18 protein-coding genes and 3 tRNA genes are annotated in these 23,390 nt (G+C 53.8%); 17 read left to right on the top strand and 4 right to left on the bottom strand.

The window, feature by feature from the left end; genetic code table 11:
- Positions 1 to 59: 59 nt before the first annotated feature.
- The 3 genes from mscM to rsgA form a co-directional block, all read right to left on the bottom strand.
- On the bottom strand, positions 60 to 3,386 hold the full coding sequence (gene mscM, locus HVY19_RS18275; RefSeq protein ID WP_181682008.1) for a miniconductance mechanosensitive channel MscM: 3,327 nt from the start codon (positions 3,384 to 3,386) through the stop codon (positions 60 to 62).
- An 18-nt stretch (positions 3,387 to 3,404) separates the two neighbouring features.
- A complete protein-coding gene (asd, locus tag HVY19_RS18270; protein ID WP_181682006.1) occupies positions 3,405 to 4,376 on the bottom strand; it encodes an archaetidylserine decarboxylase in 972 nt (323 codons plus the stop codon).
- 94 nt (positions 4,377 to 4,470) lie between these two features.
- Positions 4,471 to 5,523 carry a small ribosomal subunit biogenesis GTPase RsgA gene (rsgA, locus tag HVY19_RS18265; protein WP_181682005.1) on the bottom strand — a complete coding sequence of 351 codons (1,053 nt, stop codon included), beginning with the start codon at positions 5,521 to 5,523 and terminating at the stop codon, positions 4,471 to 4,473.
- 107 nt (positions 5,524 to 5,630) lie between these two features.
- On the opposite strand from rsgA, the gene orn reads away from it, so the two are divergent.
- The 4 genes from orn to HVY19_RS18245 all read left to right on the top strand — a co-directional run bounded on the left by orn (position 5,631) and on the right by HVY19_RS18245 (position 6,820).
- Complete coding sequence (gene orn / locus HVY19_RS18260) at positions 5,631 to 6,176, top strand: oligoribonuclease (protein WP_181682003.1); 546 nt, start codon at positions 5,631 to 5,633, stop codon at positions 6,174 to 6,176.
- Positions 6,177 to 6,447: 271 nt separating this feature from the next.
- Positions 6,448 to 6,523: transfer RNA gene (locus tag HVY19_RS18255), tRNA-Gly, on the top strand.
- 69 nt (positions 6,524 to 6,592) lie between these two features.
- A tRNA-Gly gene (locus HVY19_RS18250) sits at positions 6,593 to 6,668 on the top strand.
- 76 nt (positions 6,669 to 6,744) lie between these two features.
- A tRNA-Gly gene (locus HVY19_RS18245) sits at positions 6,745 to 6,820 on the top strand.
- A 270-nt stretch (positions 6,821 to 7,090) separates the two neighbouring features.
- Here HVY19_RS18245 and queG read toward each other — a convergent pair.
- Positions 7,091 to 8,230, bottom strand: coding sequence for a tRNA epoxyqueuosine(34) reductase QueG (gene queG, locus HVY19_RS18240; protein ID WP_181682002.1), 1,140 nt, complete (start codon positions 8,228 to 8,230; stop codon positions 7,091 to 7,093).
- Here queG and nnr point away from each other — a divergent pair.
- From nnr to rnr, 13 genes are all read left to right on the top strand, one after another.
- Positions 8,229 to 9,776, top strand: a complete 1,548-nt coding sequence (nnr, locus tag HVY19_RS18235; RefSeq protein ID WP_181682000.1) for a bifunctional ADP-dependent NAD(P)H-hydrate dehydratase/NAD(P)H-hydrate epimerase — start codon at positions 8,229 to 8,231, stop codon at positions 9,774 to 9,776. The genes queG and nnr overlap by 2 nt on opposite strands.
- On the top strand, positions 9,748 to 10,209 hold the full coding sequence (gene tsaE, locus HVY19_RS18230) for a tRNA (adenosine(37)-N6)-threonylcarbamoyltransferase complex ATPase subunit type 1 TsaE (RefSeq protein WP_181681998.1): 462 nt from the start codon (positions 9,748 to 9,750) through the stop codon (positions 10,207 to 10,209). The genes nnr and tsaE overlap by 29 nt, the downstream gene beginning before the upstream one ends.
- Before the next feature lie 16 nt (positions 10,210 to 10,225).
- Positions 10,226 to 11,554, top strand: a complete 1,329-nt coding sequence (amiB, locus tag HVY19_RS18225) for an N-acetylmuramoyl-L-alanine amidase AmiB (RefSeq protein ID WP_181681996.1) — start codon at positions 10,226 to 10,228, stop codon at positions 11,552 to 11,554.
- A 9-nt stretch (positions 11,555 to 11,563) separates the two neighbouring features.
- Positions 11,564 to 13,426: a DNA mismatch repair endonuclease MutL gene (mutL, locus tag HVY19_RS18220; protein WP_181681994.1), complete on the top strand. Its 1,863-nt coding sequence runs from the start codon at positions 11,564 to 11,566 to the stop codon at positions 13,424 to 13,426.
- Positions 13,419 to 14,369: a tRNA (adenosine(37)-N6)-dimethylallyltransferase MiaA gene (miaA, locus tag HVY19_RS18215; protein ID WP_181681992.1), complete on the top strand. Its 951-nt coding sequence runs from the start codon at positions 13,419 to 13,421 to the stop codon at positions 14,367 to 14,369. Before mutL ends, miaA begins: the two co-directional genes overlap by 8 nt.
- Before the next feature lie 83 nt (positions 14,370 to 14,452).
- A complete protein-coding gene (hfq, locus tag HVY19_RS18210) occupies positions 14,453 to 14,761 on the top strand; it encodes an RNA chaperone Hfq (protein ID WP_181681990.1) in 309 nt (102 codons plus the stop codon).
- Positions 14,762 to 14,833: 72 nt separating this feature from the next.
- Positions 14,834 to 16,114, top strand: coding sequence for a ribosome rescue GTPase HflX (hflX, locus tag HVY19_RS18205; RefSeq protein WP_181681988.1), 1,281 nt, complete (start codon positions 14,834 to 14,836; stop codon positions 16,112 to 16,114).
- 114 nt (positions 16,115 to 16,228) lie between these two features.
- Positions 16,229 to 17,482, top strand: coding sequence for an FtsH protease activity modulator HflK (gene hflK, locus HVY19_RS18200; protein ID WP_181681986.1), 1,254 nt, complete (start codon positions 16,229 to 16,231; stop codon positions 17,480 to 17,482).
- 2 nt (positions 17,483 to 17,484) lie between these two features.
- Positions 17,485 to 18,489, top strand: a complete 1,005-nt coding sequence (gene hflC / locus HVY19_RS18195) for a protease modulator HflC (protein WP_181681984.1) — start codon at positions 17,485 to 17,487, stop codon at positions 18,487 to 18,489.
- Between the two features lie 78 nt (positions 18,490 to 18,567).
- Positions 18,568 to 18,765, top strand: coding sequence for a DUF2065 domain-containing protein (locus HVY19_RS18190; protein ID WP_181681982.1), 198 nt, complete (start codon positions 18,568 to 18,570; stop codon positions 18,763 to 18,765).
- A 103-nt stretch (positions 18,766 to 18,868) separates the two neighbouring features.
- Positions 18,869 to 20,167: an adenylosuccinate synthase gene (gene purA / locus HVY19_RS18185; protein WP_181681980.1), complete on the top strand. Its 1,299-nt coding sequence runs from the start codon at positions 18,869 to 18,871 to the stop codon at positions 20,165 to 20,167.
- 204 nt (positions 20,168 to 20,371) lie between these two features.
- On the top strand, positions 20,372 to 20,797 hold the full coding sequence (nsrR, locus tag HVY19_RS18180; protein ID WP_181681978.1) for a nitric oxide-sensing transcriptional repressor NsrR: 426 nt from the start codon (positions 20,372 to 20,374) through the stop codon (positions 20,795 to 20,797).
- 38 nt (positions 20,798 to 20,835) lie between these two features.
- Entirely contained in the window at positions 20,836 to 23,274 is a 2,439-nt protein-coding gene (gene rnr, locus HVY19_RS18175) for a ribonuclease R (protein WP_181681976.1), read from the top strand.
- Positions 23,275 to 23,390: the final 116 nt, after the last annotated feature.

Raw genomic sequence — 23,390 nt, 5'->3', positions numbered from 1 at the left:
TCTTGCCTGATGGCGCTGCGCTTATCAGGCCTACGCGTTACGCAGTCATGCGCTGCACCTTACAAACTCCCCGCCGGGCGGCTGGCTCTGCCCGCAGAACTTAAGGTTCTCCCCGTTTGTTTACCGCCCAGGCTCTCCAGACGCATCTGGAACGGTGGGAACGGCATATCGATGCCATGCTGATGGAAGCCCGCCAGGATCAGCTGGTGAATCTCATGGCGCAGCGGCATACGGTGTCCCATCTCAGCAGCATAGATACGCAGCTCAAAGATTTGAATCCCCTGTTGGAGATCCACCAGGAACACTTCGGGTGCGGGGTTGTCGATCACCAGCGAGCAGCGATGTGCCGCCGTCAGCAGAATTTGCGTCACCTCTTCGCTGTTGGCATCGGAAGGTGCCGGAATGGTCAACACCACGCGCGTTACCGAATCTGACAGCGACCAGTTGATAAACTGCTCGGTGATAAACGCTTTATTCGGCACAATAATCTCTTTGCGGTCCCAGTCGCTGATGGTGGTAGCACGGGTATTAATCTTCGTCACGCTGCCGGTAAGATCGCGAATAGTGACCGTATCGCCGATACGAATCGGTTTTTCAAACAGGATAATCAGGCCGGAGATAAAGTTGGCAAAGATCTCCTGTAGGCCAAAGCCCAGACCAACACCGAGGGCAGCGACCAGCCATTGCAGTTTTGACCATTCGATACCAATCATCGAGAACCCTACCAGTCCACCCACCAACATCAGCAGGTATTTGGTGATGGTGGTAATGGCATAGCCCGTGCCTGGCGTGAGATCGAGGTGCTGTAACAATGCAAGCTCCAGCAGCGCCGGAAGATTGCGCACCAGTTGGGTGGTGATGATAAACACCAGAATGGCGATCAGCACAGCCCCCAACGTTATCGGCTCTAAGCTTTCGACCCCCTGCACCGTGGAAGTCACATCCCACAGGGAGATATTTTCCAGGAAGCCGAATGCAGAATGGATCTCTGACCACAGCACAATGACCGACAGCAGGGCAATCAGCATCAGAATGGAGCGCACCAGACGCAGAGACTGCGCGCTGATGGCGTCGAGATCGACTTCGCTCTCATCGACATCAACGGTCCCCTCAAGGCTCATGGCATGCGCCGACTCGTCCTCGCCACGCGCGCGTTGCGCTAACATTTCTGCCCGGCGGTGTTTGGCACGATCAAACGCCAGTCTCCGGCGTTGAATTAGCATCCACCGACGAATAACGTGGTAGATCACCAGCAGCAGGAACCAAATCGCAACGGACGTTTCCAGACGCGCCAGCAAGGCCTGGGACGTTGCCAGATAACCCACTGCCGCCGCCAGAATCGCCAGCACTGGCGCGCCAATCATCATATTCCACAGGATGTGGTTGACCATATTGTCGCCGCTACCTTCTTTATCGAGATACAGCGGAATCCCGGCTTTTTTGAGGCTCAGCGTGACGAGGGCGAGGGAGCCGCAGATTAACATAAAGCACAGGCGGCCAAGCGAGCCGGAGAACTCCCGGTCATTCAGGTTATCGAACATAATGAGTGCCATAATCAGCGGCACAATCAGCCCGATACTCATCAGGTAATAACGCATCGCGCGAGAAACCCGCTCACGCGGCCAGCCGAAGTGGGCGATAAACAGTCCATTTGGACGGGCGAACGCCGCGCAGATCATCACTACCCACAGCAGCGGCACCGTCGCCGTGACCCCATCGCCGATGGCGACCGCAAGAGGATAAGGCCAGGCTTCTCGTAATCCATAGCCCAGCGTCATCCAGAGAACCGGCAGCGGTGAGGCGACCAGGATCGACCAGAAAACGGTGCGTAATGTCAGCCAGAAGTGGTCCTGTGTCACTTTGCCCACTCTGGCGGCAGAGCGTTCAAGAAACTCGGTGAAATGGCGGCGTGAATAGATACTGAACCCCACCAGAACCAGTGCACCAAACAGAGGTAACAGGCTCTCCCGGCTGGTTAACATCATCAGGCTGGCCTTGCCCAACTGGCTAAAGGTATCGAGCGAGAGCAGGCGACGCAGATCCTGCACGATCTCCAGCGGCCAGGCGAAGGTCATTGGCCGAACATCTGACGTCCAGAACAGATAGCGGTGAGTGGCTTCATTCACTTCTTTTAAGGCATCTTCGAGCTGACTATTGGAAACTTTTAGTTTGGTCAGTTCCAGGATCAGCGTATCGCCGCCCTGTAACAGTGACGTCAATAGTTCGCGCTGGGTACGCAGTTGTGCTTCCAGAATGCGATTTTGTTCGGCGGTCAGCGGCTGCCCATCCGCCTGCACAAGCTGGCGAAGCTGGGGCTGTTTATTGAGACGGTCTTCATAGCGCAGGCGCTGGACGCGCAGCTGTGCCAATTCCGTATCCAGTTGCTGCGGCTTCGGCATTTCCGGCAGTCGCGATACCTGGGCGCGCAGAGCTTCACCCAGCAGGTTTGAAGAGCCTAACCACTGTGACTGCTCACGCAGGGTGCTTAACGCCTGACGCACTTGTTGCGTCTGGCTTGCGGCCTGACGCTGCTGAGAGGCAACAAGATCCATTCGCTGCGCCTGTTGATTGAGCGCAGCTGACAGTTCACGGTTCACTTTAAACTGCGCGACAATATCCGGCGGCAGGTCGGCGCTGTTCTCCGCCAGCAATTCGGTACTTTCCAGCGCCTGTTCGGCTTCCCGCTGGCGCTGACTGTTGAGTTGGTTACGCAGCGCCTGCAACCAGGCATCGAGCTGCTGGCTTTGCTTGTCCGCCAGTTCGGAACGCATTCGTGCCAGTTCCTGACGGTTATTCGCCGAAAGTTGTGCCAGTTCCAGTTCGTCCACCTGCGCTTTCAGGCGGGCAGACTCGGCCTGCATGCTAAGATTTTGTGCCTGATTGAGCGGCGTGTTACCCGTGGCGGTGCCGAGGCGTCGTTCAATCTCGTTGAGCTGTCGGCGCGCATCGGTTTGCTGTTGGGGAAGTTGGCTCAGCGAGTCGGCTATTTCACGGGCACGCTCCTGCTCCTGCTGGGCCTGACGGCTTTTTTCCAGTAACTGGCTGCTAACCTGGAGAATTTCCTGGTTCAGCGCATCGGTGGACATGCCCGGCGGGACGCTGCGTGGCTCATCACGCAGGTTAGCAAGCTGCGCGCGCAGAGTAGCGGACAGCTTCGGGAAATTGTCGATAACCTGCTGATACTGTTTTGCGCGCTCAAGGGAACCTTTACGTTCCTCAAGCGCGTTCAGGGCGGACTGGAGCGCCTCTACGGTTTCCGGCTGGGCGGGTTTTGCCGCTTTTGCCTGCTCCAGTTCCTGGGTTATCTGTTTGGCGTCGGGGGCCGTCGCAGCGTACGCCCCCTGGCTGAGGCACCAGGCCATCAGAAAAGTGATAATCAGGCGCACAACAACCATCCTTTTTAATCAGGTTTCGTCTTTTTTGTCATCAACCAACGGGCTGGCTTCATGTTCTGCCCGGATCTCTTCTTCCGGAAGTGGCGCGGGCTCGGCATCAACGGGCGCAACGAACGTTTCCGTAGAGATGGCCAGCGGCTGGCCGATTTTGGTCACTGACAGGCTTTCCAACTGTTCGACGAGGTCAACTTTACCCGGTGCAAACAGGTTAATAACCGTAGAGCCCAGCTTGAAGCGGCCCATCTCCTGGCCTTTCAGCAGCGCCACAGACCCTTCGCTTTCCCCGGCAGGCCAGGTCCAGCGCTTGATAACACCTTCGCGCGGCGGCGTAATCGTGCCCGCCCAGACGGTTTCAATGCTGCCAACAATCGTAGCACCGACCAGGATTTGCGCCATTGGGCCAAACTCCGTATCAAACAGGCAGATCACACGCTCATTGCGGGCAAACAGATTCGGCACGTTCTGAGCGGTAAGATGATTCACTGAGAACAGATCGCCCGGTACGTAGATCATCTCGCGCAGAATGCCGTTGCATGGCATATGTACGCGGTGATAGTCGCGAGGGGAAAGGTAAGTGGTCACAAACGAACCGTTACGGAAAAGGTCTGCCATCAGGTAGTTACCCGCCAGCAGCGCTTCCAGGCTGTAGTTGTGGCCTTTGGCTTGCAAAATTTTATCTTCTTCGATGCGGCCAAGCTGACTGATGACACCATCGGCAGGCATTACCAGCACGTTCGGGTCAGTGTTCAGCGGGCGAACATCGTCACGCAGTGGGCGGACAAAGAAATCATTGAAGGTACGATAGCTGGCGGTATCTGGTTTTTGCGCCTCTTGCATATCGACCTTGTAGAACTTCACAAACAGGTCAATAACCAGTTTGGTCAACCATCCCGCTCGTTTGCTCGCGCCCCAGCCCGCCAGGCGAGTGAGCCACAGTTTTGGCAGAATATATTGCAGCGAAAGTTTAAATGAGTTTAACAAGGTAGCCTCCAGGCCATTGTTTATCATTCCCGATCCGGCGTTATGACCGGATCCTGAAAAAGGAGGACGATTCTAACGATGCTTAGCCTATCTGTCAGTCGTCGGTATCAGAAAAGTTTTTACGCGTTTTTACCTGATCCATGCTTTCAAGAATGCGGTGATAGTTTTCGAAGCGGGTTTCCGCAATTTCACCGTTCTCAACCGCGGCGCGGATAGCACAGCCAGGGTCGTTATCATGTTTACAGTCGCGATATTTACAAGCGCCTAAATATTCATGGAATTCGACAAAGCCATTAAAAATTTGTTCCGGTTCAAGATGCCACAAACCGAATTCACGCACCCCAGGGGAGTCAATGACGTCGCCGCCGTGCGGGAAGTGATACAGACGCGAAGCGGTCGTGGTGTGTTGACCCAGACCTGAAACGCCCGAAACATCGTTGGTCAGAATTTCCTGCTGGAGCCCAAGGAGATTATTCAGCAGGCTGGATTTACCCACCCCGGATTGCCCTGCGAAAATACTGATGCGGTCGGTCAGCGCTTCCTCAAGCGGCTTTAGCCCATCTTTGGTATGACTGGAAACCATCAATACCCGGTAACCTATTTTGCGGTAGATATCCATCTGTTCGTTAACAAATGCCAGGCCTTCGTCATCCAGCAGATCGATTTTGTTAAGCACGATAATCGGCTCGACTTCCAGCGTTTCGCAGGCAACCAGATAACGATCGATAATGTTAAGCGACAGCTCTGGCAAAATAGCCGAAACAACAACAATTTGATCAATATTGGCGGCAATCGGTTTTACGCCGTCATAGAAGTCCGGGCGGGTGAGAACAGAGGTACGTTCATGCACGGCTTCAACAATACCTTTGACGTTGACCCCTTCCGCTGCGGCTTTACCGGGACGCCAGACGACGCGGTCACCGGTAACCAGTGAACGAATGGTGCGGCGAATATTACAGCGGTGAATATCACCATCGGCAGATTCGACGTCAGCGTGCATGCCAAATCGACTGATCACAATGCCTTCAGCGGTTTCGCCAAACAGGTTGTCATCGTAGTCGGGCTTCTCTTTAGACGTTTTAAGACGACGCTGGTGATTGGCGTTCACGCGGCGCTGCTGGCCTTTAGAGAGTTTATTTTTACTCAATCGTACTGGCTCCTGGTCGCCCGTGTAGGGCAAAACCTCTATGATACACACTAATTAATACTAGTTAACCTGCTATGGCCGGTTATGCGAGAAGGGTGGAAAATAACATGAGTGCAAATGAAAACAACCTGATTTGGATTGATCTCGAGATGACCGGGCTTGATCCCGAGCGCGATCGCATTATTGAAATTGCCACGCTGGTCACCGACGCGAACCTGAATATCCTGGCTGAAGGGCCGACCATTGCGGTACATCAGCCGGATGAACAACTGGCGTTGATGGATGACTGGAACGTGCGTACCCACACGGGTAGCGGACTGGTAGAACGCGTCAAGGCCAGCGCGATGGGCGAACGTGAAGCGGAGCTTGCGACCCTTGAATTCCTGAAGGCGTGGGTACCGGCGGGCAAGTCGCCTATCTGTGGTAACAGTATTGGTCAGGATCGCCGTTTTTTGTTTAAGTACATGCCGGAACTGGAAAATTATTTCCACTATCGCTATCTGGACGTGAGCACGCTGAAAGAGCTGGCGCGCCGCTGGAAGCCAGAGATCCTGGACGGGTTCACCAAGCAGGGTACGCACCAGGCTATGGATGATATTCGCGAGTCGGTGGCGGAACTGGCTTACTACCGTGAGAACTTTATTAAGCTGTAAAGCTGAATGTTTGTCAGACGGCGGCTACGCTTAACCCGTCCTGGTGTGAACGGCGGGTTAGCTTGCGAAGGCGAGTAATTGGCGCTAAATTAAACGACTTGCTGATAAAATCATCATTCAGAAAGATTTCACAAAAATTTGCGTTGGGAGGGGTTGCAGGAGAAAGGATTTCTCGTATAATGCGCCTCCCGTAACGACAGAGATTTTCGCGTTACGACAGCAAGAAAATAATCACAGAATTTCAGGTAAGTTCCTGAAAGACGAAGATTAAGCGGGAATAGCTCAGTTGGTAGAGCACGACCTTGCCAAGGTCGGGGTCGCGAGTTCGAGTCTCGTTTCCCGCTCCAAATTTGAAAGCTGTAACAGACACATCCAATTAAAGGATTTCAGGTAAGTTCCTGGAAGACGAAGATTATGCGGGAATAGCTCAGTTGGTAGAGCACGACCTTGCCAAGGTCGGGGTCGCGAGTTCGAGTCTCGTTTCCCGCTCCAAAATTTGAAAGTGCCTATAAAGCACGGACCACCCAGTCGTAGTATTTCAGGTAAGCATCTGGAAGACGAAGATTAAGCGGGAATAGCTCAGTTGGTAGAGCACGACCTTGCCAAGGTCGGGGTCGCGAGTTCGAGTCTCGTTTCCCGCTCCAAAATTTCACATCCCTTAAAAGTATCCACAGTGTATAACAGCAGTGGGGCTATTTTATTTCGTCTTTGACAATCTTTTGTAAACAGAGTTATCCACAGCTTAAGATAATTCTCGCCGGAAAAGAAACGATTCGCACGGTGAACGATATCTTTATAACTATCTGAAATCTAACTGCAATTTAAGATCTTAAATTGTCGCTTAGATCACTTGACGATTTTCTCATTCTTGAATAGCAATGTGTTTTTATTTTTATACACAGCCTGTGGATGTTTCACGCATCCCGAATTAAACCCTTTTCAATGACTCTTACCAGCCGTTTATGCTGCGCAGTCTGCACCTCGACAACATCAGCATTTCGCTTCGCAATTTGCTGGGCCACCGCCCATTCAATATGTTCATCGAGAAGTGGGTGCTCACCCCGGCGACTTTCCAGCGCGGAAAGTGAGGCGTCGCTCCAGGGCGCATTACCGAGTGCTATTGCAATATTACGCAACCAGCGCAAATGCCCAATACGACGAATGGCTGATCCTTCAGTCACTTTTAAAAACGTTGCCTCACTCCATGCGAATAATTCAATTAACTCTGGCGCATGAAGTTGCTTGCGGGGACTGAAATCCTCTTCCGTCGTCAATTGCGAATAACGGTTCCACGGGCAAATCAACTGACAGTCGTCACAGCCGTAAATCCGGTTTCCCATTAATGGGCGAAGATCCTCGGGGATCGCCCCTTCGTGTTCAATCGTGAGATAGGAGATACAGCGACGCGCATCGACCGTATAAGGCTCAACGATAGCACCCGTCGGACAGAGGGTCATACAGGCCACGCATTTTCCACATCCTTCCTCTTGCGGCTTGTCCACTGGCAGGGGGATATCCACCAGTAATTCACCCAGAAAGAAGAAAGAGCCAGCCTCGCGATTAAGGATAAGTGAGTGCTTACCTGTCCAGCCAAGCCCGGCTTTTTCCGCCAGCGGGCGCTCAAGAACAGGCGCAGAATCGACAAAAGGTCTAAAATTCAGCGAAGCACTGTGCTGCTGAATCTTCTCACCCAGTTGTTTGAGACGGTTACGTAAAAGTTTATGGTAGTCGCGACCCAGCGCATAGCGGCTGATATAACCCTGTTCGGCGTTTTTTAGCGTACGGGCAAAGGCGGCATTGGCAGGAAGGTAGTTCATTCGCACGCTAATGACGCGCAACGTGCCCGGCAATAGCTCATGGGGACGCGCGCGCATCATGCCGTGACGGGCCATCCAGTCCATTTCACCGTGGTACTGTTTGTCCAGCCATGCCTGCAGTTTGGGTTCGGATTCGCTTAGGTCAGTATCGCAAATACCGACCTGCTGAAAGCCCAGTTCCAGCCCCCACTGCTTAATTAATTGTGCCAACTGATTGTAATCGAGGGGCTCTGACATGACGGACCATACAATGAAGAAAAACCTCACAAGTATACCACACTCCGTCTGGCCCGCCGACGACGTCAAGCGCCTGGAGTATGAAGCGGCCGATGCGTTGGGATTAACCTTATTTGAACTTATGCTGCGCGCAGGTGAAGCCGCGTTCCAGGCTGCCCGTGAAAACTGGCCTTATGCCCGCCGTTGGCTGGTGCTCTGTGGGCACGGTAATAATGGCGGTGACGGCTATGTCGTGGCGAGGTTGGCTAAAGCGTCAGGGATTGATGTCACGTTGCTCGCGCAAGAGAGTGAAAAGACGCTGCCAGAAGAGGCGGCGCTCGCACGTGAGGCCTGGCTCAATGCCGGTGGGTTGATCCATGCCCCGGACGTTAGCTGGCCGGAAAAGGTCGATTTAATCGTCGACGCACTCCTTGGCACGGGCTTAAAACAAGCGCCATATCCATCGGTTGGCGAACTCATTGAGAAGATGAATGCCCATTCTGCGCCCGTAGTGGCACTCGATATTCCTTCTGGTCTGTTGGCTCAAACGGGAGACGCACCCGGCGCAGTGGTTCAGGCCGATCTGACTGTGACCTTTATTGTTCTCAAACCCGGCCTGCTGACGGGCAAAGCGCGCGATGTGACCGGGAGGATACATTTTGATGCGCTGGGACTGGAAGAGTGGCTGGTGGGGCAAGAAGCGCCGATCCGGCGCATGGAAGCCAGCCAACTGGCGCGCTGGCTGCCTCCGCGTCGGGCAACGTCGCACAAAGGCGATCACGGCAGGTTGGTCATAATGGGTGGCGATCGGGGTATGGCTGGGGCGATTCGCATGGCTGGCGAAGCGGCCTTGCGTACCGGTGCCGGGCTGGTTAGGGTGCTTACGCGCGGGGAGAATATCGCGCCACTTGTGACTGCCCGTCCTGAACTCATGGTGCATGAACTGACGCCACAAACTCTGGATGAGAGCCTGGCGTGGGCGGATGTCGTCGTCATTGGTCCGGGTCTTGGCCAGGGAGAATGGGGCCGTAGCGCGCTGCAAAAAGTCGAAAATTTCCGTAAACCGATGCTCTGGGACGCTGATGCGTTGAACCTGCTGGCAATCAATCCCGATAAACGTCACAATCGCGTCATTACACCGCATCCGGGAGAAGCCGCACGGTTGCTGGGCTGTTCTGTTGCAGAAATTGAAAACAATCGCTTACTTTCTGCGCAGCGTCTGGTAAAACGTTACGGAGGCGTTGCGGTGTTGAAAGGCGCGGGAACGGTGGTTGCCGCTGAACCGAATGCGTTGGGGATTGTGGATGCCGGTAACGCGGGCATGGCTAGCGGCGGTATGGGCGATGTGCTATCGGGTATTATTGGCGCATTGCTTGGGCAGAAGCTTACCCCGTATGATGCGGCCTGCGCAGGATGTGTTGCCCACGGTGCGGCAGCCGATCTGTTAGCTGCACGTACGGGTATGCGTGGCATGCTGGCGACCGATCTCTTTTCTACGCTTCAGCGTATTGTTAACCCAGATGTGATTGACGTATATCATGATGACTCGAGTAATTCCGCTACCTGACGAACAGGCCACATTAGACCTGGGGCTTCGCGTAGCCAAAGCCTGCACTGGCGCGACCGTAATTTATTTATATGGGGATTTAGGTGCGGGTAAAACCACATTTAGCCGCGGCTTCCTGCAGGCGTTAGGCCATAAAGGGAATGTCAAAAGCCCGACCTACACGCTGGTCGAACCCTATTCGCTCGATAACCTGATGGTTTATCACTTCGATCTGTACCGCCTTGCCGATCCCGAGGAGCTGGAATTTATGGGGATCCGCGATTATTTTGCCGACGACGCCATTTGCCTGGTGGAATGGCCGCAACAGGGTAAAGGAGTACTCCCGGACCCGGATGTCGAAATACATATTGATTACCAGGCGCAAGGTCGTGAGGCGCGCATCAGTGCTGTCTCCACATCAGGTGATTTGTTGCTGGCGCGTTTAGCCGGTTAACCTCAAGGGTGGCGGGATGATTTATCGCATCAGAAAATGGATGGTGACTACGCTGGTCCTGCTGTGCGCGCAGGTCGGAGCGGCCAGCCTTTCCGATATACAGGTGTCCAACGGCGATCGGCAGGCGCGTATTACGCTCAGTTTTATCGGCGATCCCGAGTACGCCTTTTCGCATGAAAGCAAACGCGCCGTTGCGCTGGATATCAAACAAACCGGCGTGATCCAGGGACTTCCGCTGCAATTTAGCGGTAATAATCTGGTGAAGGCGATCCGTTCCGGCTCATCGAAGGATCCTCAGACATTACGCCTGGTGGTGGATCTCACCGAAAACGGTAAAACCAACGCGGTGAAACGGCAGAATGGTGGGAACTACACGGTTGTCTTTACCATCAATGCCGATGTTCCGCCGCCGCCACCACCGCCAGTGGTAGCAAAACGCGTGGAAGCGCCGGTGGTGTCGCCGCGTCCGAGCGAGCCTGCGCGCAATCCGTTTAAAGCCAGCAACGATCGGACCACTGCGGTGACCAGCAGTAATACGGTCACCCGTCCTGCGGTGCGGTCTATGCCCAGTAACGGCGACAAAGTCGTGATTGCGATTGATGCCGGGCATGGTGGGCAGGATCCCGGTGCAATTGGTCCTGGCGGTACGCGGGAGAAAAACGTCACTATTGCTGTTGCCCGCAAACTGCGCACATTGCTGAATGACGATCCGATGTTTAAAGGCGTCCTTACTCGCGACGGCGATTATTTTATCTCCGTGATGGGACGCTCTGACGTGGCGCGTAAGCAAAATGCCAACTTCCTGGTGTCGATTCACGCGGATGCGGCACCTAATCGCAGCGCGACTGGCGCCTCAGTGTGGGTGCTTTCTAACCGTCGCGCGAACAGCGAAATGGCAAACTGGCTGGAAGAGCATGAGAAGCAGTCTGAACTGCTGGGCGGTGCAGGTGACGTGCTGGCGAACAGTCAGTCCGATCCCTACTTAAGCCAGGCGGTACTGGATTTGCAGTTCGGTCATTCCCAGCGCGTAGGGTATGATGTGGCAGCCAAAATGCTGGGCCAGCTTGAACGTATCGGTTCCCTGCATAAGCGGCGTCCGGAACATGCCAGCCTGGGCGTTCTGCGCTCGCCGGATATTCCGTCGGTGCTGGTTGAAACTGGCTTTATCAGTAACCACGGCGAAGAACGCCTGCTGGCAAGCGATGATTATCAGCAACAACTCGCTGAGGCGATTTACGCCGGGCTGCGTAGCTACTTCCAGACGCATCCGATGCAGTCGGGGCCGCAGGGAAATGCGTCGCAGACCGCGAGTGCTGTTGCGCCAGGTGGATCGTTGATTAACTAAGGAATTTGCATGCCGATTCAGGTGCTACCGCCACAACTGGCGAACCAGATTGCCGCAGGTGAGGTGGTGGAACGGCCTGCGTCGGTGGTAAAAGAACTGGTCGAAAACAGTCTTGATGCGGGCGCGACGCGCATTGATATTGATATCGAACGCGGCGGCGCGAAGCTCATTCGTATTCGTGACAACGGCTGCGGTATTAAAAAAGACGAACTGGCGCTGGCGCTGGCGCGTCATGCGACCAGTAAAATTGCCTCGCTTGACGATCTGGAAGCCATCATCAGCCTTGGTTTTCGCGGTGAAGCGCTGGCGAGTATCAGTTCGGTGTCTCGTCTGACCCTGACTTCCCGCACGGAAGATCAGCAGGAGGCCTGGCAGGCCTACGCCGAAGGGCGCGACATGGACGTGACGGTGAAACCGGCGGCGCACCCGGTGGGGACGACGCTTGAAGTGCTCGATCTGTTCTACAACACCCCCGCTCGACGCAAGTTTATGCGTACCGAGAAAACTGAATTTAACCACATCGACGAAATTATTCGCCGCATTGCGCTGGCGCGTTTTGACGTGACGATTAATTTATCCCACAACGGAAAAATGGTGCGCCAGTATCGCGCGGTGGCGAAAGACGCGCCGCAAGAGCGCCGTCTTGGTAGCATTTGTGGGATGCCATTTCTGGAACACGCGCTGGCCATTGAATGGCAGCATGGCGATTTGATGCTGCGCGGTTGGGTGGCCGATCCTCAGCACACCACCACGGCGCTGGCAGAGATCCAGTACTGCTACGTTAACGGACGCATGATGCGCGACAGGTTGATCAACCACGCCATTCGTCAGGCGTGCGAAGCTAAGCTGGGAGCCGATCAACAGCCGGCATTCGTGCTGTATCTTGAGATTGATCCGCATCAGGTCGACGTGAATGTCCATCCGGCGAAACATGAAGTTCGTTTCCATCAGTCGCGTCTGGTGCATGACTTTATCTATCAGGGCGTATTGAGCGTTCTGCAACAGCAACTGGAATCGCCGCTACCGCTGGAAGCCAATGATGAGCCCACCACCAGACACGTGCCGGAAAATCGCGTGGCTGCCGGGCGCAACCATTTTGCTGAGCCTGAACCGGTGCGCGAAACGTCTGCACCGCGTTATTCTTCCTCAACTTCACCTGTGAGCGGCGGAACGCGTCCGGCACAGCCGAGCTGGCCGAATGCTCAGCCTGGCTACCAGAAACAGCAGGGCGAAGTGTACAGACAGCTTCTGCAAACGCCCGCACCTGCGGCAAGAGTGGCTGCGCCGGAACCCATTGCACCTGCGTTGACCGGCAATAGCCATGGTTTTGGTCGCGTTCTCACGATTGTGGGGCACGACTGCGCGTTGCTGGAACGTGATGGGCAGATTCAACTGCTGTCTTTACCCGTCGCAGAGCGTTGGCTACGCCAGGCACAGCTCACGCCGGGCGAAGGCCAGGTTTGCGCCCAGCCGCTGCTGATCCCGCTGCGTTTAAAAGTGACCGCCGAAGAAAAGGCGGCGCTGCAAAAGGCACAGCAGGCGCTGGTGGAATTAGGGATTGAGTTTCAATCGGATGCCCAGCATGTGACCATTCGAGCCGTGCCTTTACCCTTACGCCAACAAAATTTACAAATCTTGATTCCTGAACTGATAGGCTACCTGACGCAGCAGTCAGCGCTTGAACCTGGAAATATGGCGCAGTGGATTGCGCGTAATTTAATGAGCGAACACGCGCAATGGTCAATGGCCCAGGCCATTACCCTGTTGGCTGATGTGGAGCGGCTATGCCCACAGCTTGTGAAGGTGCCGCCGGGTGGTCTGTTACAACCTGTTGATTTACATTCGGTGATGAACGCCCTGAAACATGAGTGATACCAGTAAGGCAAGCCTGCCAAAGGCACTATTTTTGATGGGGCCAACGGCCTCCGGCAAAACGGCACTCGCGATTGAACTGCGTAAAGTTTTGCCAGTAGAGTTGATAAGCGTTGATTCTGCCCTCATTTACAAAGGGATGGATATCGGTACGGCAAAGCCGACGGCTTCAGAGTTAAAGGCCGCCCCGCACCGATTGCTGGATATTCGCGACCCCGCGCAGGCCTATTCGGCGGCTGATTTTCGCCGCGACGCGTTGGCAGAGATGGCGGATATCACCGCAGCGGGACGTATACCGCTGCTGGTCGGCGGAACAATGTTGTATTTCAAGGCGTTGCTGGAAGGGCTTTCGCCATTACCTTCGGCGGACCCTGAGGTCAGAGCCCGCATTGAGCAACAAGCGGTAGAGCAGGGATGGGATGCGTTACATCAGCAGCTTCAGGCCATCGATCCGGTTGCCGCTGCACGTATTCATCCAAATGATCCGCAAAGACTTTCCCGGGCACTGGAAGTTTTTTTCATTTCGGGTAAAACTTTAACGGAGCTGACGCAAACGTCGGGAGACGCTTTACCTTATCAGGTGCATCAGTTCGCTATCGCTCCGGCGAGCCGTGATTTGTTGCATCAACGCATTGAACAGCGTTTTCATCAGATGTTGGCTTCAGGATTTGAAGCAGAAGTTCGGGCGTTATTTGCCCGTGGAGATTTGCATACGGACTTGCCTTCCATTCGTTGTGTGGGATACCGCCAGATGTGGTCATACCTTGAAGGCGAAATTTCATACGATGAAATGGTTTATAGAGGTGTTTGCGCCACGAGACAGTTAGCGAAGCGGCAAATAACCTGGTTGCGTGGTTGGGAAGGGGTTCACTGGCTTGACAGCGAAAAACCGGAACAGGCACTCGAAGAAGTATTACAGGTTGTTGGTGCTATCGCGGACTGAATGTGTACAATTAAGGCGTATCGTGCGCAATTTTCAGAATCGAAAGATTCAAAGTACAAATAAGCATATAAGGAAAAGAGAGAATGGCTAAGGGGCAATCTTTACAAGATCCGTTCCTGAACGCATTGCGTCGGGAACGTGTTCCAGTTTCTATTTATTTGGTGAATGGTATTAAGCTTCAAGGTCAAATCGAGTCTTTTGATCAGTTTGTGATTCTGTTGAAAAACACGGTCAGCCAGATGGTTTATAAGCACGCGATTTCTACTGTTGTCCCGTCTCGTCCGGTTTCTCATCACAGTAACAATACCGGCGGCGGTACGAGCAGCAACTACCATCACGGTAGCAATGCGCAGGGTTCAACTGCGCAACAGGACAGCGAAGAATCTGAATAAGGTTTTTGCTGTTTTACACACGGGGAGCCAGCGAACCTGAGTTCCCCGCTGATTTATATTGAGGAGTTACGCTTGTTCGACCGTTATGATGCTGGTGAGCAGGCGGTACTGGTACACATCTATTTTTCGCAAGACAAAGATATGGAAGACCTCCAGGAGTTTGAATCTCTGGTTTCTTCCGCCGGTGTCGAAGCAATGCAGGTGATTACCGGGAGCCGTAAAGCACCGCACCCGAAGTATTTTGTTGGTGAAGGTAAAGCAGTTGAAATTGCGGAAGCCGTGAAAGCGACTGGCGCTGCCGTCGTGCTTTTTGACCATGCGTTGAGCCCGGCTCAGGAGCGTAACCTGGAGCGTTTGTGCGAGTGTCGTGTTATCGATCGCACAGGTCTTATCTTAGATATTTTCGCCCAACGTGCACGCACCCATGAGGGTAAATTGCAGGTTGAGCTGGCGCAGTTGCGCCATCTGGCTACGCGTCTTGTGCGTGGCTGGACCCACCTTGAAAGACAAAAAGGCGGGATTGGTTTGCGCGGCCCGGGTGAAACCCAGCTCGAAACCGACCGTCGTTTATTGCGTAACCGTATTTTGCAGATCCAGTCGCGCCTGGAAAAAGTTGAAAAGCAACGTGAGCAGGGGCGACAGTCGCGCATTAAAGCGGATGTCCCGACCGTCTCGCTGGTGGGGTATACCAACGCAGGAAAATCCACACTTTTCAACCAGATAACGGAAGCCAGGGTGTATGCAGCCGATCAGCTGTTCGCCACTCTGGACCCGACGCTGCGTCGGATTGACGTTGCGGACGTCGGTGAAACCGTCCTGGCGGATACCGTAGGGTTTATCCGCCATCTGCCGCACGATCTGGTGGCGGCATTTAAGGCGACCTTGCAAGAGACGCGTCAGGCCACGCTGTTATTACACGTTGTCGATGCGGCTGACGTACGGGTGCAGGAAAACATCGACGCAGTGGATACCGTTCTCGAAGAGATTGATGCTCACGAGATCCCAATGCTGATGGTGATGAACAAGATCGATATGCTGGACGATTTCGAGCCACGTATCGACAGGGACGAAGAGAACAAACCGATCCGTGTCTGGTTATCTGCCCAGACTGGAGTAGGAATACCACAGCTTTTTCAGGCTTTGACGGAGCGACTCTCCGGTGAGGTAGCGCAGCATACGTTGCGTTTGCCGCCGCAGGAAGGGCGACTGAGAAGCCGGTTTTATCAGCTTCAGGCAATAGAAAAAGAGTGGATGGAGGATGACGGCAGCGTAAGTCTGCAAGTTCGCATGCCGATCGTTGACTGGCGTCGCCTCTGTAAACAAGAACCGGCACTGGAAGACTATGTCATCTAATCTGCCGGCAATGGCTTGAAGATTATTTCGCCTCTATGCCTTATGGGTTTTGCGATGTTTACGCAGCGCAAAAGACACAGGTATAGCACCGCATAACAATTATGGAGCACAAACATGGCGTGGAATCAGCCCGGTAACAACGGACAAGACCGCGACCCGTGGGGAAGCAGCAAACCTGGCGGCAACTCTGAGGGAAATGGAAACAAAGGTGGTCGTGAGCAGGGACCCCCTGATCTCGATGATATCTTCCGTAAACTGAGCAAAAAACTCGGTGGTCTGGGTGGCGGTAAAGGTACCGGCTCTGGCGGCGGAAGCTCATCGCAAGGCCCTCGTCCACATTTGGGCGGGCGTGTCGTCAGCATTGCTGCGGCAGCGATTGTCATTATCTGGGCGGCAACGGGTTTCTATACCATCAAAGAAGCGGAACGCGGCGTAGTGACGCGTTTTGGTAAATTCAGCCATCTGGTTGAGCCGGGTCTTAACTGGAAGCCGACCTTTATCGACAACGTAACGCCGGTGAACGTGGAAGCCGTGCGCGAACTGGCTGCTTCTGGCGTGATGCTGACCTCTGACGAGAACGTAGTACGCGTTGAGATGAACGTCCAGTACCGCGTAACCGATCCACAGAAATACCTGTTTAGCGTGACCAGCGCCGATGACAGCCTGCGTCAGGCCACCGACAGCGCCCTGCGTGGCGTTATCGGTAAATACACCATGGACCGTATCCTGACCGAAGGGCGTACCGTTATTCGTAGCGATACCCAGCGTGAACTGGAAGAGACGATTCGTCCGTACAACATGGGTATCACCCTGCTGGACGTCAACTTCCAGGCTGCACGTCCGCCGGAAGAGGTGAAAGCCGCGTTTGACGATGCCATTGCCGCGCGTGAAAACGAACAGCAATACATCCGTGAAGCAGAAGCGTACACCAACGAAGTCCAGCCGCGTGCGAACGGTCAGGCACAGCGTATTCTTGAAGAAGCGCGTGCGTATAAGACTCAGACCATCCTGGAAGCTCAGGGTGAAGTTGCTCGTTTTGCGAAGATCCTGCCGGAATATAAAGCCGCACCGCAGATTACCCGCGAGCGTCTGTATATTGAGACGATGGAAAAAGTGTTGAGCCATACCCGTAAAGTACTGGTCAACGATAAAGGCAGTAATTTGATGGTTCTGCCGTTGGATCAGATGCTGAAAGGTGGAAACGCGCCAGCGGTAAAGAGCGATAGCGGATCGAATCTGCTGCGTTTACCGCCGGCCTCCTCTTCCAGCAGCGGAGCAAGCAACACCTCGTCCACCAGTCAGGGCGATATTATGGACCAACGCCGCGCTAACGCGCAGCGTAATGACTACCAGCGTCAGGGGGAATAACGATGCGTAAGTCTGTTATCGCGATTATCATCATCGTGCTGGTAGTGCTCTACATGTCTGTCTTTGTGGTCAAAGAGGGCGAGCGCGGAATTACGCTGCGCTTTGGTAAAGTTCTGCGTGACGATGACAACAAACCGTTGGTTTTTGAACCGGGTCTGCACTTCAAGATTCCTTTCATTGAATCAGTGAAAATGCTCGACGCACGTATTCAGACCATGGACAACCAGGCCGATCGCTTTGTCACCAAAGAGAAAAAAGACCTGATTGTTGATTCCTATATCAAGTGGCGTATCAGCGACTTCAGCCGTTACTACCTGGCGACAGGCGGTGGCGATGTTTCTCAGGCGGAAGTGCTGCTGAAACGTAAATTCTCGGACCGTCTGCGTTCTGAGATTGGTCGTCTGGATGTGAAAGACATTGTGACCGACTCCCGTGGTCGTCTGACGCTGGAAGTTCGCGACGCACTGAACTCCGGTTCTGCAGGCACTGAAGACGAAGTGGCAACGCCAGCGGCGGATAGCGCCATTGCGGAAGCCGCAGAACGTGTTCAGGCTGAAACCAATGGCAAAGTTGCTGTCATCAACCCGAACAGTATGGCGGCGTTGGGGATCGAAGTGGTGGATGTGCGGATCAAGCAAATCAACCTGCCGACGGAAGTCTCTGAAGCGATCTACAACCGTATGCGCGCAGAGCGTGAAGCTGTAGCCCGTCGTCACCGTTCGCAGGGTCAGGAAGAGGCCGAAAAACTGCGCGCGACAGCCGACTATGAAGTGACCAAAACGCTGGCGGAAGCTGAGCGTCAGGGACGCATCATGCGCGGTGAAGGCGATGCTGAAGCAGCGAAACTGTTTGCCGATGCGTTCAGCCAGGATCCTGACTTCTATGCCTTCATCCGTAGCCTGCGTGCTTACGAGAAGAGCTTTGAAGGAAACCAGGACGTCATGGTGATGAGCCCGGACAGTGATTTCTTCCGCTACATGAAGACACCGAGTACCGCAACGCGATAATCTCTCCTGCGGTTTTCAGTGAGTAAAACCACCAGCATCTTCCGGGATGCGGTGGTTTTCTTTTTATAAGGACATCTAATGAACTCAACAATCTGGTTGGCGCTGGCTCTGGTGTTAGTACTGGAAGGCTTAGGACCGATGCTCTATCCGCGAGCGTGGAAGAAGATGATCACCGCCATGACCTTGTTGCCGGAAAATACATTGCGTCGTTTTGGCGGCGGACTTGTGGTTGCGGGCGTTGTGGTCTACTACATGTTGAGGAAAACGATTGGCTGATTAAATAGTGTGCAAAATTAGCGGGTTTTTGCATGTAAAAACTGCTGTATATCTGAAAAAGCGATGGTAGAATCCATTTTTAAGCAAACGGTGATTTTGAAAAATGGGTAACAACGTCGTCGTACTGGGCACCCAATGGGGTGACGAAGGTAAAGGAAAGATCGTCGATCTTCTGACTGAACGGGCTAAATATGTTGTGCGCTATCAGGGCGGACACAACGCGGGCCATACTCTCGTAATCAACGGTGAAAAAACCGTCCTCCATCTTATTCCATCAGGTATTCTGCGCGAAAACGTCACCAGCATCATCGGTAACGGCGTTGTGCTGTCGCCTGCTGCGCTGATGAAAGAGATGAAAGGACTGGAAGACCGTGGTATCCCTGTCCGTGAGCGTCTGCTGCTGTCCGAAGCGTGTCCGCTGATCCTCGATTACCATGTTGCGTTGGATAACGCACGTGAGAAAGCGCGCGGCGCGAAAGCCATCGGCACCACTGGACGTGGTATCGGGCCTGCATACGAAGACAAAGTGGCTCGTCGCGGCCTGCGTGTTGGCGATCTGTTCGACAAAGCTACCTTCGCTGAAAAACTGAAAGAAGTGATGGAGTATCACAACTTCCAGCTGGTTAACTTCTACAAAGTGGAAGCTGTTGACTACCAGAAAGTGCTGGACGATGTCATGGCGATTGCCGACATCCTGACTGCTATGGTTGTTGATGTTTCCGATCTGCTTGACCAGGCGCGTAAGCGTGGCGATTTCGTCATGTTTGAAGGTGCGCAGGGTACGCTGCTGGATATCGACCACGGTACTTATCCGTACGTAACTTCCTCAAACACCACCGCAGGTGGCGTGGCGACCGGCTCTGGCCTGGGTCCGCGTTATGTGGATTACGTTCTGGGTATCATCAAAGCTTACTCCACTCGCGTGGGCGCGGGTCCGTTCCCGACTGAGCTGTTTGATGATATCGGTGAGTTCCTGTGCAAGCAGGGTAACGAATACGGTGCGACCACTGGTCGTCGTCGTCGTACCGGCTGGCTGGACTCCGTTGCTGTGCGTCGTGCGGTGCAGATCAACTCCTTGTCTGGCTTCTGCCTGACCAAACTGGACGTACTGGACGGTTTGAAAGAGGTGAAAATCTGTGTCGCTTATCGCATGCCGGACGGCCGTGAAGTGACCACAACGCCGCTGGCAGCTGACGACTGGAAAGGTATCGAGCCAATCTACGAAACCATGCCGGGCTGGACAGAGTCTACCTTTGGCGTGAAAGAACGTAGCGGCTTACCGCAGGCAGCGCTGAACTACATTAAGCGTATTGAAGAACTGACCGGTGTACCGATTGATATTATTTCTACCGGCCCAGACCGCACTGAAACGATGATTCTGCGCGACCCGTTCGACGCATAAGTCGTCATTGATGCCCGGTGGTGCTATACTCATCGGGCTTGTTAGCCGGATAAGGCATTATTTGCTGTCATCCGGCTTCGTTTAACACAAACTCCTCGCTTTTTTCCTTCCCGCATTGAAATAAATTAGCGACCTGGCTAGTGGCTGGTTTATCATCAATATAAATAAGTTGTATTTCGTTTCCCCCTTTCCCTTGAGGTTGATGTGCAGTTAACGAGTTTCACTGATTACGGATTACGTGCGCTAATCTATATGGCGTCGCTACCGGAAGGACGCCTGACCAGTATTTCTGAGGTGACAGAAGTCTACGGCGTATCCCGTAATCATATGGTCAAAATAATCAATCAACTTAGCCGGACGGGCTTCGTTACTGCCATCCGGGGAAAAAACGGCGGGATCCGTTTAGGCAAAGCGGCCAATACGATTCGTATCGGCGACGTGGTGCGTGAACTCGAACCGCTGTCGCTGGTGAATTGTAGCAGCGAGTTTTGCCATATCACCCCTGCCTGTCGACTAAAACAGGCGCTTTCTAAGGCCGTGCATAGTTTTCTGACGGAGTTGGACAACTACACGCTTGCCGATTTGGTTGAAGAGAATCAACCGCTTTATAAATTATTGCTGGTGGAGTGACGAAAATCTTCATCAGAGCTGACAATGGAGGAACCTCAATGTCACAAGATCCTTTCCAGGAACGCGAAGCAGAAAAATACGCGAACCCTATCCCAAGCCGGGAATTTATCCTCGAACATTTAACCAAACGTGAAAAACCGGCCAACCGCGATGAGCTGGCGGTTGAACTCAACATTGAAGGCGAAGAGCAAATTGAAGCGCTTCGCCGCCGTCTGCGCGCGATGGAGCGTGACGGACAACTGGTCTTTACCCGCCGTCAGTGCTATGCACTGCCGGAACGTCTCGATCTGCTGAAAGGTACCGTTATTGGCCACCGTGATGGCTACGGCTTTCTGCGCGTCGAGGGACGTAAAGACGATCTGTACCTTTCCAGCGAGCAGATGAAGACCTGCATCCATGGCGACCAGGTACTGGCACAGCCGCTGGGGGCGGACCGTAAAGGCCGTCGTGAGGCGCGCATCGTGCGTATCCTCGTACCAAAAACCAGCCAGATTGTTGGTCGCTATTTTACCGACGCAGGCGTGGGCTTTGTTGTTCCGGACGATAGCCGCCTGAGCTTCGACATCCTGATCCCGCCTGAAGAGGTGATGGGCGCCCGAATGGGCTTTGTGGTGGTGGTTGAACTTACCCAGCGTCCGACGCGTCGTACCAAAGCGGTAGGTAAAATCGTAGAAGTGCTGGGCGATAATATGGGCACCGGTATGGCCGTTGATATGGCGCTGCGTACCCACGAAATTCCCTACATCTGGCCGCAGGCGGTAGAGAAGCAGGTTGCCGGACTGAAAGAAGAAGTGCCGGAAGAGGCCAAAGTCGGGCGCGTGGATTTACGTGATTTACCGCTGGTGACCATCGACGGTGAAGATGCCCGCGACTTCGACGATGCGGTTTATTGTGAGAAGAAACGCGGTGGTGGCTGGCGTTTGTGGGTGGCAATTGCTGACGTAAGCTATTACGTGCGTCCGCCAACGCCGCTGGATCAAGAAGCGCGCAACCGTGGCACCTCCGTGTACTTCCCGTCTCAGGTTGTGCCGATGCTGCCGGAAGTGCTCTCTAACGGCCTGTGTTCACTGAATCCTCAAGTAGATCGTCTGTGTATGGTCTGCGAAATGACGGTCTCAACCAAAGGTCGTCTGACGGGCTATAAGTTCTATGAAGCCGTAATGAGCTCCCATGCGCGCCTGACCTACACCAAAGTCTGGCATATGCTGCAAGGCGACCAGGAGCTGCGTGAACAGTATGCGCCACTGGTTAAGCATATCGAAGAGCTGCACAACCTCTACAAGGTGCTGGATCAAGCCCGTGAGGAGCGTGGAGGCATTTCCTTCGAGAGCGAAGAAGCCAAGTTTATTTTCAATGCGGAACGTCGTATTGAGCGTATCGAACAAACCCATCGTAACGATGCGCACAAACTGATCGAGGAGTGCATGATCCTGGCGAATATCTCAGCGGCACGTTTCGTCGAGAAAGCTAAAGAGCCTGCGCTGTTCCGTATCCACGATAAGCCGACCACCGAGGCGATCACCTCGTTCCGTTCAGTACTTGCTGAATTGGGGCTTGAACTGCCGGGCGGCAACAAGCCGGAACCGCGCGATTACGCCGAGTTGCTGGAATCCGTCGCCGATCGTCCAGACGCAGAGATGTTGCAGACCATGCTGCTGCGTTCCATGAAACAGGCGATTTACGATCCGGAAAACCGGGGCCACTTTGGGCTGGCATTGCAGTCGTATGCTCACTTTACGTCACCCATCCGCCGTTATCCGGACCTTTCTTTGCACCGCGCCATTAAGTATCTGTTGGCGAAAGAGCAGGGGCATAAGGGCAACACTACAGAAACCGGCGGCTATCACTATTCGATGGAAGAGATGCTGCAACTGGGTCAGCACTGTTCCATGGCAGAACGTCGTGCTGACGAAGCGACGCGTGACGTTTCTGACTGGCTGAAGTGTGACTTTATGCTGGATCAGGTCGGCAACGTGTTTAAAGGCGTGATTGCCAGCGTAACCGGCTTTGGCTTCTTTGTCCGTCTTGATGAGCTGTTTATTGATGGCCTGGTGCATGTCTCCTCACTGGATAACGACTACTACCGTTTTGACCAGGTTGGACAGCGTCTGACCGGCGAATCCAGCGGCCAGACTTATCGTCTTGGCGACCGCGTGGAAGTTCGCGTAGAAGCGGTCAATATGGATGAGCGTAAAATCGACTTCAGCCTGATCTCCAGCGAGCGTGCGCCGCGTAATGTCGGCAAAACGGCGCGCGAGAACGCGAAAAAAGGCGATGCGGGTAAAAAGTCCGGGCGTCGCCGCCAGGCAGGCAAAAAAGTGAACTTTGAGCCAGACAGCGCTTTCCGTGGTGAGAAGAAACAAAAGCCAAAGGCGGCGAAGAAAGAGGCCAAAAAAGCGAAAAAGCCTTCTGAGAAAACGCAAAAAATAGCGGCGGCGACAAAAGCAAAGCGTGCCGCTAAAAAGAAACCCGCGTAGTAATTGCTTCTAATAACCCCTTCCAGACGAAGGGGTTATTCTTTTTTGCTGTAAGTCATTCCGCATAAGAATATTCAATATCTGTATTACCCCTTTCTTGTTGCTTATTCATTTTT

The sequence above is a fragment of the Citrobacter sp. RHB25-C09 genome (assembly GCF_013836145.1).
GTDB lineage: Bacteria > Pseudomonadota > Gammaproteobacteria > Enterobacterales > Enterobacteriaceae > Citrobacter_A.
Note: the sequence above shows the minus strand (reverse complement) of the source record. Positions and strands in the feature narration are given on the sequence as shown.